This window comes from Arthrobacter sp. JB02-1C (assembly GCF_057748045.1).
In genome coordinates this window covers 3582755-3600494 of record NZ_CM173235.1, presented here as the reverse complement: position 1 = coordinate 3600494, position 17740 = coordinate 3582755, and the positions used below count along the sequence as shown (strand labels likewise).

At 68.7% G+C, this 17740-nt stretch carries 16 protein-coding genes; 13 read left to right on the top strand and 3 right to left on the bottom strand.

The window, feature by feature from the left end; genetic code table 11:
* The first annotated feature begins 56 nt into the window (after positions 1–56).
* From AC3ANP_RS16840 to AC3ANP_RS16815, 6 genes are all read left to right on the top strand, one after another.
* On the top strand, positions 57–950 hold the full coding sequence (locus tag AC3ANP_RS16840; RefSeq protein ID WP_488331258.1) for a F0F1 ATP synthase subunit gamma: 894 nt from the start codon (positions 57–59) through the stop codon (positions 948–950).
* A gap of 81 nt (positions 951–1031) precedes the next feature.
* Positions 1032–2486 (top strand): F0F1 ATP synthase subunit beta, encoded by a 1455-nt coding sequence (gene atpD, locus AC3ANP_RS16835; protein WP_488331257.1) that lies wholly within the window; start codon positions 1032–1034, stop codon positions 2484–2486.
* 1 nt (position 2487) lies between these two features.
* Positions 2488–2772, top strand: coding sequence for a F0F1 ATP synthase subunit epsilon (locus AC3ANP_RS16830; protein ID WP_190989724.1), 285 nt, complete (start codon positions 2488–2490; stop codon positions 2770–2772).
* Positions 2773–2782: 10 nt separating this feature from the next.
* Positions 2783–3214 (top strand): DUF2550 domain-containing protein, encoded by a 432-nt coding sequence (locus tag AC3ANP_RS16825; RefSeq protein WP_488331256.1) that lies wholly within the window; start codon positions 2783–2785, stop codon positions 3212–3214.
* Positions 3215–3219: 5 nt separating this feature from the next.
* Positions 3220–4587 carry an alpha/beta hydrolase gene (locus AC3ANP_RS16820; RefSeq protein ID WP_488331255.1) on the top strand — a complete coding sequence of 456 codons (1368 nt, stop codon included), beginning with the start codon at positions 3220–3222 and terminating at the stop codon, positions 4585–4587.
* Positions 4584–7070: a phosphatidylglycerol lysyltransferase domain-containing protein gene (locus AC3ANP_RS16815; protein ID WP_488331254.1), complete on the top strand. Its 2487-nt coding sequence runs from the start codon at positions 4584–4586 to the stop codon at positions 7068–7070. The genes AC3ANP_RS16820 and AC3ANP_RS16815 overlap by 4 nt, the downstream gene beginning before the upstream one ends.
* A 72-nt stretch (positions 7071–7142) precedes the next feature.
* Here AC3ANP_RS16815 and AC3ANP_RS16810 read toward each other — a convergent pair whose 3' ends face one another.
* Together AC3ANP_RS16810 and nucS are read right to left on the bottom strand one after the other, a co-directional pair.
* The gene (locus AC3ANP_RS16810) at positions 7143–7346 is read right to left on the bottom strand and encodes a cold-shock protein (protein ID WP_011692441.1); all 204 of its coding nucleotides are present in this window, start codon (positions 7344–7346) and stop codon (positions 7143–7145) included.
* Between the two features lie 289 nt (positions 7347–7635).
* On the bottom strand, positions 7636–8331 hold the full coding sequence (gene nucS, locus AC3ANP_RS16805; RefSeq protein ID WP_488333098.1) for an endonuclease NucS: 696 nt from the start codon (positions 8329–8331) through the stop codon (positions 7636–7638).
* Between the two features lie 88 nt (positions 8332–8419).
* Here nucS and AC3ANP_RS16800 point away from each other — a divergent pair, with 88 nt between their 5' ends.
* Entirely contained in the window at positions 8420–8785 is a 366-nt protein-coding gene (locus tag AC3ANP_RS16800; protein WP_488331253.1) for an ATP/GTP-binding protein, read from the top strand.
* 45 nt (positions 8786–8830) lie between these two features.
* On the top strand, positions 8831–9628 hold the full coding sequence (locus AC3ANP_RS16795; protein WP_488331252.1) for an alpha/beta hydrolase: 798 nt from the start codon (positions 8831–8833) through the stop codon (positions 9626–9628).
* A 43-nt stretch (positions 9629–9671) separates the two neighbouring features.
* On the opposite strand, the gene AC3ANP_RS16790 is transcribed toward AC3ANP_RS16795, so the two are convergent.
* Positions 9672–10985 (bottom strand): AI-2E family transporter, encoded by a 1314-nt coding sequence (locus AC3ANP_RS16790; RefSeq protein WP_488331251.1) that lies wholly within the window; start codon positions 10983–10985, stop codon positions 9672–9674.
* A gap of 246 nt (positions 10986–11231) precedes the next feature.
* Here AC3ANP_RS16790 and AC3ANP_RS16785 point away from each other — a divergent pair, with 246 nt between their 5' ends.
* The 5 genes from AC3ANP_RS16785 (at position 11232) to AC3ANP_RS16765 (ending at position 17679) form a co-directional block, all read left to right on the top strand.
* Positions 11232–13061, top strand: coding sequence for a hypothetical protein (locus AC3ANP_RS16785; RefSeq protein ID WP_488331250.1), 1830 nt, complete (start codon positions 11232–11234; stop codon positions 13059–13061).
* Between the two features lie 34 nt (positions 13062–13095).
* Complete coding sequence (locus AC3ANP_RS16780) at positions 13096–14085, top strand: co-chaperone YbbN (RefSeq protein ID WP_488331249.1); 990 nt, start codon at positions 13096–13098, stop codon at positions 14083–14085.
* Positions 14085–15185: an NADH:flavin oxidoreductase/NADH oxidase gene (locus AC3ANP_RS16775; RefSeq protein WP_488331248.1), complete on the top strand. Its 1101-nt coding sequence runs from the start codon at positions 14085–14087 to the stop codon at positions 15183–15185. The genes AC3ANP_RS16780 and AC3ANP_RS16775 overlap by 1 nt, the downstream gene beginning before the upstream one ends.
* Before the next feature lie 110 nt (positions 15186–15295).
* Positions 15296–16126 (top strand): ABC transporter ATP-binding protein, encoded by an 831-nt coding sequence (locus AC3ANP_RS16770; protein ID WP_488331247.1) that lies wholly within the window; start codon positions 15296–15298, stop codon positions 16124–16126.
* Complete coding sequence (locus AC3ANP_RS16765) at positions 16108–17679, top strand: transporter (protein WP_488331246.1); 1572 nt, start codon at positions 16108–16110, stop codon at positions 17677–17679. The genes AC3ANP_RS16770 and AC3ANP_RS16765 overlap by 19 nt, the downstream gene beginning before the upstream one ends.
* The last annotated feature ends 61 nt before the right edge of the window (positions 17680–17740 follow it).

The window sequence follows — 17740 nt, the reverse complement described above, 5'->3', positions numbered from 1 at the left end:
CGGTACCCCACGGGGTCCGGCAGTCCCGGCCACCGGGATCTTAGGAAAGGATAAGTATGGGAGCCCAGATTCGGGTCTACCGCCAGAAGATCAGCTCGACGACGTCGATGCGCAAGATCTTCAAGGCGATGGAACTGATCGCTACCTCGCGCATCGGCAAGGCCCGCGCCCGCGTAGCGGCTTCACTGCCTTACGCAAACGCGATCACGCGTGCCGTTTCTGCTGTCGCAAGCCAGAGCGAGATCGACCACCCGCTGGTCACCGAGCCGGAGCAGATCCGCCGCGCCGCCGTCCTGGTCATCACCTCCGACCGCGGCCTTGCAGGGTCTTACTCGGCAACCGTCCTCAAGCAGGCCGAGGGCCTGGCGGAGCTGCTCGTCGAGGAAGGCAAGGAAGTCAAGACGTACGTCATGGGCCGCAAGGCACAGGCATACTTCGACTTCCGGAACCGCCCCTACGAACGGGTGTGGACCGGAAACACGGACGCGCCGCACTTCGAGACGGCGCGGGAGGTCGGGGAAGCTCTGCTGGCCGACTTCGCCACGGCCTATGAAGAGGGCGGCGTCGACGAGATCCACGTCGTCTACACCCGCTTCAAGTCCATGGTGACGCAGGAGCCGACGGTCATCCGCCTGCTCCCGCTTGAGGTCGTGGAAGAGCAGGCCGCCTCCGAGTCGGAGCTCCTGCCGCTTTACGAGTTCGAGCCGGAGACGGAGCAGGTACTCGATGCCCTGCTGCCGCGCTACATCGAATCACGGATCTTCGCCGCCATGTTGCAGGCAGCCGCTTCGGAGCTCGCAGCACGCCAGCGGGCCATGAAGTCCGCCGGCGACAACGCCACGGACCTCATCAAGAAATTCACGCGTCTGCGCAACACTGCCCGCCAGGCTGAAATTACGCAGGAGCTTTCCGAAATCGTGGCCGGTGCCGACGCGTTGAACGCGTCTTAGCCAGTACGAGCCCCGAACCAGCTGTACCTGCAGCAAAGAATTAACTAACCCCCACGCCATCTACTGAGTGAAGTGAGAGAGATGACTGCCACAGCTACCGAACACGTAGCCGCGACGACCGGTGCTACCGGCCGTATTGCACGTGTTATTGGCCCGGTTGTCGACGTCGAATTCCCGGCTGACGCAATCCCCGCGATTTACCACGCCCTTACCGCCGAGATTACTCTCAACGGTCAAACGCGAACCATCACGTTCGAAGTTGCGCTGCACCTCGGCGACAACCTCGTTCGCGCCATTTCCCTGCAGGCCACCGACGGACTCGTCCGCGGCAGCGCCGTGGTTGACACCGGAGCTCCTATCTCCGTGCCCGTCGGCGACGTCGTCAAGGGACACATCTTCAACGTGCTGGGCCAGCCCCTGGACGTTCCCGTGTCGGAACTCGAGATCACCGAGCGCTGGCCGATCCACCGCAAGGCTCCCGCCTTCGCGACGCTTGAGGGCTCCACCGAGATGATGGAAACCGGCATCAAGGTCATCGACCTCCTCACCCCGTACATCAAGGGTGGCAAGATCGGCCTGTTCGGCGGTGCCGGTGTCGGCAAGACCGTGCTGATCCAGGAAATGATCACCCGTGTGGCCCGCAACTTCGGCGGCACCTCGGTGTTCGCCGGCGTGGGCGAGCGTACCCGTGAAGGCAACGACCTGTGGGTCGAAATGGAAGAAGCCGGCGTCCTGAAGGACACCGCCCTTGTCTTCGGCCAGATGGATGAGCCGCCGGGAACGCGCCTGCGCGTGGCGCTGTCCGCCCTGACCATGGCGGAGTACTTCCGCGATGTGCAGAACCAGGACGTGCTGCTCTTCATCGACAACATCTTCCGCTTCACGCAGGCAGGCTCCGAGGTTTCCACCCTCCTCGGCCGCATGCCTTCGGCCGTGGGCTACCAGCCCAACCTGGCGGACGAGATGGGCCTCCTGCAGGAGCGCATCACCTCCACCAAGGGCCACTCCATCACCTCGATGCAGGCCATCTACGTTCCCGCGGATGACTACACCGACCCGGCCCCGGCCACCACCTTCGCGCACCTGGACGCGACCACGGAACTGTCCCGTGAAATCGCTTCCCGTGGTCTGTACCCGGCCGTGGACCCGCTGTCCTCGACCTCCCGCATCCTGGACCCGCAGTACATCGGCCAGGACCACTACAACACTGCAGTGCGCGTGAAGCAGATCCTGCAGAAGAATAAGGAACTCCAGGACATCATCGCCATCCTCGGTGTCGATGAACTCTCCGAAGAAGACAAGATCGTCGTGTCCCGTGCACGCCGCATCCAGCAGTTCCTCTCGCAGAACACCTACACCGCCAAGCAGTTCACCGGCGTCGAAGGCTCCACCGTGTCCATCAAGGACACCGTGGAAGGCTTCACCGCGATCTGCGACGGCGACCTCGACCACATCGCAGAGCAGGCGTTCTTCAACGTCGGCGGCCTGGACGACGTCGAGCGCCAGTGGGCCAAGATCCAGGAACAGACCAAGTAATATGGCTGAGCTTGAGGTTGAGATTGTCGCAGCGGACCACTTTGTGTGGTCCGGAGCGGCCAAGATGGTCAAGGCCCGCACCAGCGATGGTGAAATCGGTATCCTGCCCGGCCACTCGCCCCTGCTGGCGATTCTGGCCGAAGGTGAACTGGCCATCGAGCCGGTGTCCGGTGACCGTATTGCTGTAGTTGTCGACGGCGGATTCTTCTCCGTGGACAACAACAGGGTCGTCATTGTTGCTGACAACGCCCAACTGGGTGACGCGGCTACTGCGGGGATCCGCTAGCCCTACCTTGATGAACGTAACTGGTTTTCCGTTCATCACCCTGGCAACCGTCTTCGCGTTGCTGGTATTCGCACTGTGCCTCTCGGGGGTGCGCCGCTTCACTCTGCGGCGCGCCCTCGGCACGGTGGACGCCTCCATCTGCGTGGCTGGAAACAGCTGGCAGATGGGGGTTTGTCGTTATCAGGACAACGACCTGGAGTGGTTCCGGCTCGCCTCGCTCAGCGTCCGGCCCAAGCACACCTTCCGGCGCAGCTCGCTTGAGCTGACCGGCCGGCGGGCGCCCACCGAGACCGAACTGGTCAAGGTGCAGCCCGAAACGGTAATCGTGGAGCTTCGCTATGAAGGCCAGGACGTGCTGCTCGCCATGAGGTTCGACGCCTATACGGGTCTATCCTCCTGGCTGGAAGCCGGGCCGGTCATCGGCGTCGGCACCTGGCGCTAGCTCCGGTGGACTTCATCGAGGACCTTCGGCTCGTCGATGGGCCCGTGCTGTGGCTGGCCTGGGCGGCCGGTGCGGCCGGACTGGGTTACCTGCTGTGGCGCAGCGGCCGGCGGCCTTCACTGGGTGCCTCCGCAGCGGTGATCGCCGCAGCCCTCCTGCTTGCGGCCGGACTCGTGGGCGGGGTCCACCTCCTGCTGATCTACGTCCTCTCCGTCTTCCCGGAGGAATTGCCCTGGGAGACGCTTGCCTGGAGTGTTCCGGCGGTGGCAGCGCTGCTGCTGTGGGGGCTCCGGCTGCACGGACTGTGGGCTCGGACGCCCTTCCTTGCCAGCGTCCGGCCTCCAGCCCGGCCGTTGCCGCACCGCCTACGGTCCAGTGCCGCCGCCACGGCGGCCCTGCTGGGCGCGGTGGCCCTTTCCGGCGTCCAGATCAATGCCTACTTCGGTCTGAACCACACCGTCAGCGACCTGACCGGGACCGCCGTCGCCCGTATCCCGGATTTGGAAGACGCGCTTAAGCGCCGGCCCGCCGAGGTTTCCGCCGACGGCCTGGCCGCCTGGGCGCCTGGCGGCGGCGCGACCGGGGACGGAATCCTCCGCAAGGCCGCCATCCCCGGACCGGTGTCCGGGTTCGCGGCGCGCGAGGCCTACATCTACCTTCCGCCCGCCTACCGGCAGTCGCCGCGCCCGGCGCTTCCGGTTCTGGTCCTCTTTTCCGGCCAGCCGGGCGGCCCGGCGGACTGGCTCGCCGGGGGCGCCCTCCGGAGCAGGCTGGACCGCTTCGCCGCGGCCCACCGCGGGCTTGCACCGGTCACGGTCGTGGTGGACCCGAACGGAACCGCCGGCGGCAACACCCTGTGTATGGACAGCCGGATCGCGCAGGCGGACACCTACCTGTCCCGCGACGTCCCGGAGTGGATTGCCACCACGCTGGGCGTCGACACCGACCACGGCCAGTGGGCGGTGGGTGGCTTCTCCTACGGGGCCACCTGCGCCATGCAGATGGTGACCCGGCACCCCGAGGTCTACAGCGCCGCCCTGGCCTTTGCCAGCGAAAAGGAGCCGGCCCTCGCCAAGGAACGCGAGAAGACCATCCACGGTTCCTTCGGTGGCGACGCCGCGGCGTTTGATCGCCAGACGCCCTTGGAGCTCCTGCGGCAGCACCGGTTCGACGGGCACGGGATCTACTTCGCGGCGGGCGAGCGGGACCCGGAATTCGTCGGCTACATGGCTGTCCTCTCGGGCGCGGCACGCTCTGCCGGTTTCACCGTGGAAGCGCACCGGATCCCCAACGCCGGACACTCCTGGGAAACCGCGTCGAGGGGCCTGCCCGGCGGACTGGACTTCCTGGCCGCCCGCTGGGGGCTCACATGACGGGGCCCCGGGGACTCGGGAGCCAGCTGCGCCGGATTCCGTTCACGCTCTCCGTGCTCGCGATCCTGCTCCTGACCGCGGTTGGCACCGGCAGCTTCCTGGCCGGCCCGTCCGGGCCGCTGCTGGACGTTGCCGCCGTCAGCGGCCCGGCGCTCCGGGCCGGCCGTTGGTGGACGATGTTTACGTCCCTGTTCTTCGCGACCAACCCGCTGGCCTACCTGGCGGCCGCGGTCATGATCCTCATCCTGCTGGGCGTGGCGGAACGGCAGCTGGGGGCGCTGCGGACCGCCGTGTTCTTCTTCGCGGGCCAGTTCGCCGCGGTGTCCTTGTTCCTGCTCGCCACCCAGCTGGCCCGCTACGCCGGGGACGAGTGGCTGGGGCCGCTGGTGGAGGCGCAGCTGATCGGGCCCTATGCGGCCCTCCTGGCCGTCACCCTGGCCGTTTGCGGGCTGCTGCCGACGCTGTGGCAGCGGCGGCTGCGCACGGCCGCTCTATCCGCCGCCCTGCTGCTGGTCCTCTACGTCGGCCATCCTGAAACCGTGGTGGGCCTGGCCGGGGCGCTGGCGGGGCTGATGGCCGGCTGGTGGCTGCAGGGCGAGGGCGGGACGCTGCACCGGCACCGGTCCACCGGCCGTGAGACCCGCAACCTGCTGGCCCTGACTGTCGCGATCTTCGCCGCGGGCCCGCTCCTGACGGCCACGGTGCGGACCCCGACCGGCCCGCTGGCGCTGCTGCGCGACGTCGTGCTGAACCCGCTGCCGACCCTCACCCAGCTGGAGCAGAACTGCGGCGGCACCGTTGACGTGAACTGCCTCGAGGCCGGCCGGGCGGGCTTCGCCGGGCCGCTGGGCCTGGCGTTGGCCGTTGTGCCGGTGGCGCTGCTGCTGATCTGCGCCGACGGCATGCGGCACGGCCGGCGGCTTGCGCTTCGCACCGCCATCCTGGTCCAGCTGGGCGTCACCGGCCTGGCGGCTGTCTACCTGGCCCTGTTCGCCCGGATCCCGCACTACCCGATCCGGCCGCACACCGCCGTGATGGGCTCCGGCTTTGTGCACGTCCTGCCGCTGGTGGCCGTTCCGCTGGCCCTGTCGCTGCTGCTGTTCGCGAACCGCCGGCTGTTCCGGGTCGAAACCACGCGCCGGGCGCGCCGCATCCTTGGGCTCACGGTGGGCGGCACCTTCTTGGTGCTCGCGGCAGGGTACGCCGGGGCATGGCTCGCCGCCGGCGGCCTTGAGCGCGACGGCGGCTGGCTGGGGTTCGCCGCCGAGCTCGCCCGGCAGTACCTGCCGCTGCCGATTCCCGGCAGCTACAACCGCGTGTTCCAGCACCGCAACGACGTCGAGGCCTTCCTGTTCGCGTACTCCGGCGTCTTCTTCTGGGTGGTGGCACTGGCAGGCGTGTGGCTGGTGCTGCTGCGCCGGCACCACGGCGCGGGAGCGGGAACCGCCGACCGGGACGTGGCGCGCCGGCTGGTCCGGCAGGGCGGCGACTCGCTGTCCTGGATGGCGCTCTGGGAGCCCAACAAGTACTGGTTTGGTCCCGGGCGGGCCGGGGGAGTGGCCTACCAGCAGCACGGCAACGTTGCGTTGACGCTCGGCGGCCCGCTCGGTCCGGCCGGACGGCGCGCGGAGACCGCGGCGCAGTTCCTGCAGTATTGCGCCGAGCACGCCCTGATCCCGTGTTTCTACTCCTGCACCGATGAGCTCTGGCCAATGCTGCAGGCACGCGGTTTCCGGCGGCTGGCCGTGGCCCAGGAGACCCGTCTCCGGCTTCGTGAGCTCACCTTCCAGGGCAAGGAATGGCAGAACGTGCGGACCGCGCAGAACCGGGCCGCCAAGACGGGCGTGCATGCCCGCTGGGGCCGTTACAGTGAGCTGCCTCCCTCGCTGCGCGCCCAGCTCAGCGAGCTCTCCGAAGAGTGGGCGGCCCGCAAAGCCGTTCCGGAAATGGGCTTCACCCTTGGCGGTCTGGACGAACTCGAGGACCAGGAGGTGCTCTGCTGCCTTGCCGTCGATGCTGCCGGCAGGGTGCACGGCGCCACCAGCTGGCTTCCGGTGTACGACGGCGGGACGGTGGTCAGCTGGACGCTCGATTTCATGCGCCGGCGGGGCGACGCATTTCCCGGGGTGATGGAATTCCTCATTGCCTCCGCCGTCCAGGAGTTACGGGATTCGGTGGATGTCATTTCGTTGTCCGGTTCCCCGCTGGCCCCCGAACTGCCGGAGGATCCCGCCGACAATGCCGGGCCCGGCGAAGGCCTCGAGCGAATTCTCGAGGTCGTGGGGCGCACCCTGGAACCCATGTACGGATTCCGTTCCCTGGCCGCCTTTAAATCACGGTTCAAACCCGAGTACAGCACCCTGTATTTGTACTATCAGGACCCCCTGCAATTGCCCGCCATCGGCCGGGCCCTCAGCCGGGCTTATCTGCCGGACCTTTCCGTGCGCCAGAGCGCCCGGTTGCTGCGGAAGCTCGTCCGCTAAAAAAGAATGGTCCCCGGCACTATGCCGAAGACCATTCTTTAGCGCTGACCGCGGCGGGCCAGCCCGGGGAAACTAGACCAGCGTGACGCCGGTGGCCTGGGGGCCCTTGGCGCCCTGGCCGATTTCGAACTGAACGCGCTGGTTCTCATCGAGGGTCTTGAAGCCACCGGTCTGGATCTCGGAGTAGTGAACGAAGACATCGCCGTCGGAGTCATCCGGGGTAATGAAGCCGAAGCCCTTTTCAGCGTTAAACCACTTGACGGTTCCCTGTGCCATTTAATTCTCCTCATTGTGGATCTTGAAGAAGTCCGGCGCACCGTGCGCCGGGCTTGGTCACTCTGCGAGAAGAACCTTGGCCTTCATCCGGACTGACCGGACTGGGCTGCAGGAGCTTCGCGCTCGCAACATGTCTTGCGAGCATGAAAAACACCTACACAAAGACTGCTATAAGAATTCCATGTGACTCGGATAAGGTCAACGGGCACGGCGCGGGATTTGTGGAAATTTTAGCTAAAGCGTGCATGAACAGCGCTCTGCTGCGGATTTGGCCCGGCACCGGCGCGGGTTAGAAAAGCCGGGACTCGCTGTCATCGACCCCGCGCATGGCGTCGTAATCCAACGTGACGCAGGCAATGCCGCGATCCTGGGCGAGCACTTTGGCCTGCGGTTTGATCTGCTGGGCGGCGAAGATGCCGCGGACCGGCGCCAGCAACGGGTCGCGGTTCAAAAGCTCGAGGTAGCGGGTCAACTGTTCGACGCCGTCGATATCGCCGCGCCGCTTGAGTTCGATCGCCACGGTGCCCCCGTCCGCGTCGCGCGCCAGGATGTCCACCGGGCCGATCGCGGTGAAGTACTCGCGCCGGATCAGCGAGAAGCCGGCGCCCAGGGTCTCGATCTGATCCGCGAGCAGCCGCTGCAGGTCAGCCTCCACCCCATCCTTGATCAGGCCCGGGTCCTGCCCCAGCTCGTGCGAGGTGTCGTGCAGCTGCTCATGGATATTGATGATCAGCCGGTCGTCGGTCTTCACCGACTGCACGGTCCACTGCTCGATCACGCCGCTCTCGACATCGACCTCGTCCGGGGTGGAGACCCGCAGGCGCGCCGGCGGACTCATCCAGTTCAACGGTTTGTAGGAGCCGCCGTCCGAATGGACCAGCACGGAACCGTCCGCCTTGACCAGCAGCAGCCTGGTGGCGAGGGGGAGGTGGGCCTTGAGCCGGCCGACATAATCAACGGAGCAACGGGCTATGACTAAACGCACCCGGTCAACACTACCGGCCAGGGGCTCGGCGCCGGTACGCGCGGACGGCACGCGGGCCGCGGAGTGCAGGCTGGGGCAGAATGGAACCATGCCCCGTTCCAACCGACCACGCCGCGCCGCGAGCGGGAAGCCTACCGCGGGACGCGGCGCCGGCCGCGGGGCCGGCGGCAAGCACGCAGCCGGCCCAGCGCCGGAACTCGATCTGGAACGGGCCCGCAGCGGGATCGCGCGCCGGGAAACCGCGCCCGACGGTGAGTGGATGGTCCGGTCCATCTCTGCCAGCCGCGCCGGGAAGACCTATGTCTGCCCGGGCTGTTTTACCGCCGTGCTTCCGGGGACCGCGCACCTGGTGGTCTGGTCCGAGGACCACATCTTCGGCGCGGCGGCCGGTCTCGCCGAGCGCCGGCACTGGCACTCCAACTGCTGGACCTCGCGCAGCTACCGCTACCGCTGACCGGCGTCTCGGTGCCGGAGCTGCCGCTTCGCTAAGCTGGAGGGCATGACTTTTGACCCGGCGTCCTATCAGTTCAGCCAGCCTTCCGAGCCCACCGCCATCCGTGCCTCGACCGTCCTGCCGGCGCGGCGTGAGAACGTCGAACTCCGTACCGGGGACGGCCACCGGCTGGTCGGCGAACTGGCGCTACCGGAATCCGGCGAGGTCAAGGCCACCCTGATCACGCTGCATCCGCTGCCCACCCACGGCGGCTTCATGGACTCCCACGTCTTCCGCAAGGCCTCCTACCGGCTGCCCGCCCTCGCCGGCATTGCAGTACTCCGCTTCAACACCCGGGGGACCTCCTCGCCGCGCGGGACCAGCCAGGGTTCCTTCGCGGAAGGCATCGGTGAGCGGCTCGACGTCGAGGCCGCGGTCCGGTTCGCCGTCGAGCGCGGCCTGCCCAACCGCTGGCTGGTCGGCTGGTCCTTCGGCACCGAGCTGGCCCTGATGTACGGCGCGACCGAACCGGTGGCCTCCTCGATCGAAGGGGCCATCCTGCTCTCGCCCCCGCTGCACCGCGCCACCGACGTTCATCTCAAGGAGTGGGCCGCCGCCGGCAAGCCGCTGAAGGTCCTGGTCCCGGAGCACGACGACTACCTCCAGCCGGCGGCCGCCGCGGAACGCTTCCGCCTCGTGCCGCAGGCCCAGCTCGTGGGGGTCGACGGCGCCAAGCACCTTTGGGTGGGGGAGAAGCACTCCGGCCGGGTGCTGAACGAGATCGCCGCCGAGGTCCTGCCGGCGGGAGGACCGGCGGCCCTGCCGGAAACCTGGGACGGGCCGGTCGCCAGCGCGCACGCCTGAGCGCGCAGTTTCCGGACAACCGCTCCAGTGCGCGGTAACCGGCCTAGTGCTTGTCCTGGCGGGCGATGAAGATTTCCTTGACCAGCAGCATGATCGCCGCTGCCGTCGGGATGGCGATCAGGGCGCCGAGCACGCCCAGCAGACTGCCGCCGGCGATGACCGAGATCACCGCGACCGCGCCGGGAACCGCGACCGCCTTCTGCATGATGCGCGGGGAAATGAAGTACGCCTCGAACTGCAGATACGCGAAGTAGCAGACCGCGTAGACCGCCGCGGTCTGCCAGCCCAGGGTGAGCGAGATGAGCGTGACCAGGACGCCAGCGATCATGCCGCCCACCAGGGGGATGAACGCGAGCAGGGCCACCACGAACGCCATCAGCACGGCGAACGGGACCCCGAGGATGGACATCACGATGAAGGCAAAGGTCGCGTTCAGCAGCGCCACGCAGGCCTGGCCGATGACGTAGTTACCCACCGAGCCGGTGATTTCTTCGGACAGCGCCTGGACCCGGGCACGGCGCGAGCGCGGCGCCAGCCGGTAGCCCCAGCGTTTCATGGCGGGCATGGCCGACAGGAAGTACAGGCTGAGCACCAGGACGATCAGCGCCCCGAACAGGCCGTTCGCCACGGTCGAGCCGAAGCCCACCACGCCGCCGAAAATGCCGCCCATGGCTTCCGGGTTGTTGACGAACTTGCCGAGCTCCTGCGTGATCCGGTCGCGGACGCCGAACTGGTTGTCCACGGTGTGGAAGAAGTCGGAATCCACGAAATCCTGGATCCAGTGCGGCGCCTCCTGCACGATCTGGGTGACCTGCTGGACGATCGTGGGGATGAGGGTGGCGAAGAAGCCGCCGACGGCGAGGGCCAGCGTCGCCACGGAGACCACGATCCCGGCCGGCCGCGGCACCTTCTTGCCTTCGAGCCAGCGCACCACCGGATCCAGGCCGAGGGCAATGAACAGTGCCGTGACAATCCAGAGCAGCAACTGGGTGGTGTTCGAGCCGATCCAATAGACCAGGAGGGCGGCACCGACGCCGACGGTGCCCATGAAGCCCACGTAAAGGGGATGCTGGGCCGACATCCGGGGACCGGGCCTGCCGAAGCGGGCCGTATCGTCCTCGTCGGAGGCGCCGGTGAGATCGACCTCGATCTCCTGCTCCGGCGGCATCTCGAACCGCAGCCGCGGCTGTGCGCCCGGCAAGGGCTGGCGCAGGCGGCGTCCGAGGGAAATCAGGAGGCCGGCGGCGGCGGCGCGCGGTGTTGAGCGCTGCGGAGCCTCCTGCGGGCCGGGCGGCTGGGAACCGGGTTCCTGGCTGGCTACGTGTCCTGTCCGGAGCGGATCCGAGGGTTCAGTCACTGCGTTGGATGCCCTTTTTCTCTGGTTTTCTCTAAGTGTTCCCCGCGCTGTTTCCTGCCGTGTTCCCGGCCGGACGCGCTCGCGGGCGCGGGTGTGACGATCACCGCAAACACTATCAGCAGCCTTGCCAGCAGGCGGTGCAGCCGGGACCGCAGCGCCCCGGCGGGACCCAAAATCCGTGCCGGCCGGGCCTCGATCTGACTCGGAGGTAACAAAACGGTTACTGTTAAAGCTACGTGTCCGCCGATGATGGGTATTATTTTGCGTTTCAAGACTGCAGTCGCACTCGTGCTGCTCGGCCTCCTTACCTTGCTGGCCGGAATCGGCCAGAAAACCTTCTGGGCTCCGCCGGCAACCATCACCGCCAGCGCACCCGCAGGCGGAGCCGCGGCGCCGCTGACAGTCTTCGACAACCAGCTGCGCACCCTGCACGGCGGCACGGTGAAAATCCACGTCAAGGGCGAGGGCAACTTCCTGCTGGCCGCCGGCCGGCCGGACGACGTCGGGGCGTGGGTCGGCAAGACCGCCCACACCACGGTGTCCGGTGTGTCCGACGACGGCAAGGCACTGAAGCTGGACCATGCCGACGGCGAAGCCACGTCCCCCAATCCGGCCGGCTCGGACCTCTGGGTCACCTCGGAGAACGCGAACGGTGAGCTCGACTACAACTGGACCCCGCCGGCGGACGGCGACTGGTCGCTGTTGCTGGCCGCCGATGGCACCAAGCCTGCGCCGTCCGCGATCTCAATGACCTTCCCGAATGACACGTCAACCCCGTGGGCCATCCCCCTGATGGTGATCGGTGCACTGCTGGTCATCGCCGGCGCAGCGTTGCTGGTCCTGAAGCCCAAGCGGGGCAAGCCGGGCACACCCAACACCGACGGGCCAAAGGACGAAGCCGGCGATTCCGGCGACAAGTCCGGGGACGGTGCCAAGACCGCCGCCAAGGGCAGCCCGTTCGCACGCCGCGCCAAGTCTGCGGCACGCGCCCGCCGTGCTGGACCCGCGGCCGGCGGATCCTCTGCAGCCGAGGGCAGCGCCAAGCAGGTTGCAGCCCGCCCGTCCGTACGCCGTGCCTCCGGTGCGGCCGTCGCCCTGCTGACCGCCGCCGCAGTCGCCGGCACCGGCGTCGCCGCCCAGGCGAGCCAGACGCCGTCGCCGAGCGGGTCCACGGCGGCGCCTGCCGCCGCTACCGCACCGGTCCTGCTCGACGTGCAGTTCCGCCGCATCCTGGAGCAGGTCTCCAGCGCCGTCGACGCCGGCGACGCGGCCAAGGACGCGGCGAAGCTGGCCCCCCGGGTTGCCGCGACCGAACTCGACGTGCGCACCAAGAACTACAAGATCCGCTCCCAGGTGGCCGGCTACGAGCCGCGGATGCCGGTGCGCGCCACCAAGCTGCTGACCACCGTGGTGAGCAAGGAACGCGCCTGGCCGCGGTCAGTCCTGGCCGTGACCCAGGGCGACGGCAACGTCGTCCCCCAGCTGCTGACCCTGGTGCAGACCTCGCCGCGGGAGAACTACAAGCTGGTCGGCGCCACCCCGCTGCAGCCCGGGACCACGTTCCCGGCGATCAACCGCGGCGGTACCGAAACGCTCGCGGCCTCGGATAAGTCCGGGCTGCTTTACTCGGGCCAGGAGGCGCTGGCCGGGCTCGGCGACCGGCTCACCACCGCCGATTCCTCCTTCAAGGACAAACTGACCGAAGGCCAGTCCTCGCCGTATATTGCGGACACCCTGGCGTACCAGAACGACGTCGTGAAGTCCGGCGCGAACGGAAACTTTGCCTTTACCCACAAGGTGGCGCCGGAAAACACCGTGGTGTTCCGCACGGCTGACGGCGGAGCGCTGGTCCTCGGCCGGCTGAACTTCGGCTTCGACGGCACCCCGAAGAACTCCGGGGACAAGCTGACCATCGGCGACGACGCTGCAGCCCTGGCCGGCGGCAAGGAAACGAGCACGGGCATGGTCCTGAGCTTTGCCGAATCCGTGGCCGTCTATGTCCCGCCGGCCGGGTCGAAGGATCCGATGAAGCTGGTCGCCGCCACCCGCGGCCTGGTCGGGGCAAGCTTCAAATAAGCCGCGTCCGCTGCCTAGTGGATAGAGTGGAGTCATGACTTCGCCAGCCTCCCGTCCGGTCCCTCCGGCTGCCAGCCCGCTCAACCTGCGCGGCGCGGTCGATCTGTCCTCGTTGAAGCCACGGCCGGCGGCCGCGCCGGGAACCGGTGCAGCCCGTCCCGCGGCCGGCGGGCCGGGCGGGACTGATCCCGCCGGCGGGACGCCGCTCCGCGTAGACGTAAGCGAGCCCAACTTCCAGGAGCTCGTGGACCTCTCCGCGCAGGTCCCGGTGGTGGTCGCCCTCTGGGCCGCGTACTCGCCCGGGTCCGCCCAGCTGGTTGACGAGCTCGAACAGATCATCGAAAGTTACGACGGGCGCCTGGTCCTCGGCGCCGCAGACATTGACGCCTTCCCGCAGCTGGCGCAGGCCTTCCAGGTCCAAGCCGTCCCGACCGCCGTCGCCCTCGTCAAGGGCCAGCCGGTTCCACTCTTCCAGGGCGGCGCCGATGAGCAGCAGGTTCGGGCCCTCTTTGACGAACTCCTGAAGGTGGCCGGCGCCAACGGCGTGACCGGCCGGATCGGGGCCGGCGGACCGGGCGCCACCGAGCCGGAGGCTCCGCCGCTGCCGCCGCTGCACCAAAAGGCGTTTGACGCCATCGAGGCCGGGGATTACGCCGGTGCCGCAGCAGCCTACCGGCAGGCCCTGAGCGAGATGCCCGCCGACGCCGAGGCCAAAGCGGGCCTGGCGCAGGTGGAGCTGATGGAACGCCTCCAGGGCCACTCAGCCGCGGACACCGAGGCCCTTCGCGGCAGGGCCGCCGAGGAACCCGACGACCTTGACGCCCAGCTGGCCGTCGCAGACCTGGACATCGCCGGCGGCCACGTGGAAGACGGGCTCGGCAGAGTCGTCAGCTTCATCGGCCGGAACTTCGGGCCGGAACGCGAAACGGCCCGGGTGCGGCTGCTGGAGCTCTTCGACGTGGTGGGAAGCTCCGACGAACGGGTCGCGAAAGCCCGGCAGAACCTCGCCAGGGTGCTGTTTTAATGGCGTCCGCACTGTTTAGCCCGCTGGAGCTGCGGTCGCTGCGGCTCGAACACCGCGGCTGGGTGTCGCCGATGTGCCAGTACAGCTGCGACCCGGAGACCGGCGAGGGGGTGCCCAACGACTGGCACCTGATGCACCTGGGTTCCTTCGCCACCGGGGGAGCGGCCCTGATACTGACCGAGGCGGCCGCCGTCAACGCGGCCGGCCGGATCAGCCCCCGGGACGCCGGCCTCTACAACGACGCCCAGGCCGAAGCGTGGGAACGGATCGTCACCTTCGTCCACCGGAACGGCTCGGCCCAGGCCAAGATCGGCACGCAGCTGGCGCACGCCGGGCGCAAGGCCTCCACCTACTGGCCGTTCTCCGGCAAGAGCGGCACAGTGCCCGCCTCCGACGGCGGGTGGGACACCGTCGGCCCTGGCAGCGGCGCCTTCGACGGCTACGCGCCGCCGTCGGCCATGACCGAGGACGACATCCAGGGCGTGATCGCCGACTTCTCCGCCTCCGCCGTCCGGGCCGTGGACGCCGGCTTCGACACGATCGAGATCCACGGCGCGCACGGCTACCTGCTGCACCAGTTCCAGAGCCCGCTGGTCAACGACCGCACCGACGCCTGGGGCGGGGACGAACAGGGTCGGAACCGCTTGACCCTGGCCGTCGTCGACGCTGTCCGGAACGTCATCCCGGACTCGATGCCGCTGCTGCTGCGGATCTCCGCCAGCGACTGGGCCGAGGGCGGGATCGACGCCGAGGCATCCGTCCGGCTCGCCCGCGCCGCGGGGGAGCACGGCGTGGACCTCGTCGACGTCTCCAGCGGCGGCGCCGTGGCGCACCAGTCCATTCCGGTTGGCCCCGGGTACCAGACCGGGTTCAGTGCCCGGATCCGGCGGGAAGCCAAGGTCCGGACCGGCACGGTGGGCCTGCTGACGTCCGCCGGCCAGGCCGAGCACGCCATCGCCACCGGGCAGGCGGACGGGGTCTTCATTGCCCGGGCCGCCCTGCGGGATCCGCACTGGTGGCTGCGCGCCGCGTTCGAGCTGGGCCACGAACTCGCCTGGCCGCCACAGTACGAACGGGCGGTCCCGCGCCGCACCTTCTAGGCACGGCACCTACTCCAGAACGGCGGCGCGCGGGTAGTCCGAAGTGCTGAGCGGTAAGTTACCCCTTCCGGAGGACCCGATCCGCGGCCGGCGGCAGTTAGTCTGTCGACATGACTTTCGAGCAACCACACCCGCCTGCTGCGGCGGCGCCGACCCAGCCGGCGGCGCCGGGGGCGCCGGGGGCGCCGGTCCCGGCATTGGCCCTGCGCGGGCTGGCCAAACGCTTCGGCACTAAGATTGCCGTGGACGGCATCAGCCTGGACGTCCCGGCCGGTTCCTTCTACGGGATCGTTGGTCCCAACGGCGCCGGCAAGACCACCACGCTGTCCATGGCCACCGGCCTGCTTCGTCCGGATTTCGGTACCGCCCTGGTCCACGGGGTGGACGTCTGGCAGCACCCGCTGCAGGCCAAAAAGATGATGGGCGTGTTGCCGGACGGCGTCCGGCTCTTCGACCGGCTGACCGGTGAGCAGTTGGTCAGCTACGCCGGCCTCTTGCGCGGCATGGACCGGGCCGTCGTAGCCACCCGGGTCGCCGAGCTGCTCTCGGCCCTGGACCTGGGCCAGGACGGCGGCACCCTCGTGGTGGACTACTCCGCGGGCATGACGAAAAAGATCGCGCTGGCCTCGGCCCTGATCCATGCCCCACGGCTGCTGGTGCTGGATGAACCGTTCGAATCGGTCGACCCGGTCTCGGCCGCCAACATCCGCGACATCCTGGACCGCTACGTCGCCTCCGGCGGAACGGTCATTGTCTCCAGCCATGTCATGGACCTGGTGCAGCGCATGTGCGACCACGTCGCCGTGGTCGCGGGTGGCCGGGTGCTGGCCGCCGGAACCGTAGAGGACGTCCGGGCCGGTGAATCGCTGGAGGACCGCTTCGTCCAGCTGGTGGGCGGCCGCAGCCACGCGGAAGGGCTGGAATGGTTGCGCACCTTCTAAGGCTCAAGCTGACCCTGCTGCGCAACGGCCTGCGCCGCAGCCCCTGGCAGCTGGTGGGCCTTGGCATCGGGGCCTTGTACGCCCTCGGCATCGTCGGGTTCGGGATCCTCGGGCTGCTGCTCCTGCGCCAGGCCGACGTCGCGACGGCGCAAACGGTCGTGGTGCTCGGCGGCTCGGCCGCGCTGCTCGGCTGGGCGATCATCCCGGTTGTGGCCTCCGCAGTCGACATGACGCTGGACCCGGCCAGGTTCACTACCTTCGCCGTGCCCATGCCGCAACTGCTGGCCGGCCTGGCGCTGGCCGGGCTGATCGGTATTCCCGGGCTGGCGACCACCTTGGTGGCGCTGGCCACCGTGGGCACCTGGTCTCGCAGTGTTCCCGCCGCGGCCGGCGCCCTCGTCGGGGCGGTGGTCGGCGTGCTTACCTGCGTGGTGCTCTCCAAGGTGGTGACGACGGCCACGGCCGGCCTGGCCGGATCGCGCCGCTTCAAGGACGTCAGCGCTATTGCCGTCCTGATCCCGCTCGTGCTGATGGGGCCGATTGTGGCGGGCGTGGTCCGAGGGGTCGCGGGGTCGGCGGGCTTCCTGGCCGACCTGGCCCGCGTCCTGGAGTGGACGCCGGCCGGAGCTCCCTGGTCACTGGGCGGCGAACTCGCCGCGGGCCGCTACGGCCCGGCTGCCCTGAAGCTGCTGATCGCGCTGGTGACGCTGGCCGTCCTCGCGCTGTGCTGGAAGGTGCTGCTGCAGCGTGCCCTCGTCTCGCCGCCCTACGCCGGCACGGCGCGAAAGAAGTCCTCGGGACTGGGCCTGTTCGGCGTCGTTCCGGCCACCCCCGCAGGCGCCGTCGCGGCCCGTTCGCTGACTTACTGGCTCCGCGATCCGCGCTACGCCGGGGCGCTGGTGGTGGTGCCGCTGCTGCCGGTACTGCTCTGGTTCCAGGCCAGCCAGTCCGGGTTCTACGGCCTGCTCCAGTTCGTCGGGCCGCTGGCCGCCTTCCTGCTGGCCTGGTCCGTTTCCTCGGACGTCTCCTACGACAGCACGGCCTTCGCCCTGCACATCGCGGCCGGGGTGAGGGGCGTCCACGACCGGCTGGGCCGGGCCATGGCCTGCCTAAGCTTCGCGCTGCCCGTGGTGCTGCTGTTCAGTGTGGGGCCGATGTTCCTCTCCGGTGACTGGGCCTTGCTGCCCGGGATCCTTGGCCTCTCCGTGGGCATGCTGTTCACCGGCCTGGGGCTGTCCTCGGTGGTCTCGGCCCGCTACACCATGCCGGTGCCGCTGCCCGGCGAAAGTCCATTCAAAAAGCCGCCGGGCAACGTGGGTCAGACCCTGGCCGTGCAGTTCGGCGGAATGGCGGTGCTGCTGGTCCTGGTCAGCCCCGAGCTGGTGCTCGTGGCCATGCAGCTGGCCGGCGGCAGCCCGGTGCCCGGCTGGATCTGCCTGGTCCTCGGTCCGCTCCTGGGCGTGACGCTGTTCACCGCCGGTGTGCGGATCGGGGGCAAGTGGCTGGACGCGCGGGGACCGGAACTGCTCGCGCAGCTGGCCGTCAACCGCTGACCCGGCTGTCAACCGCCGGGCGCCGTCACGCCCGGGTCCGATCCAGCCGCTAAGATAGGTG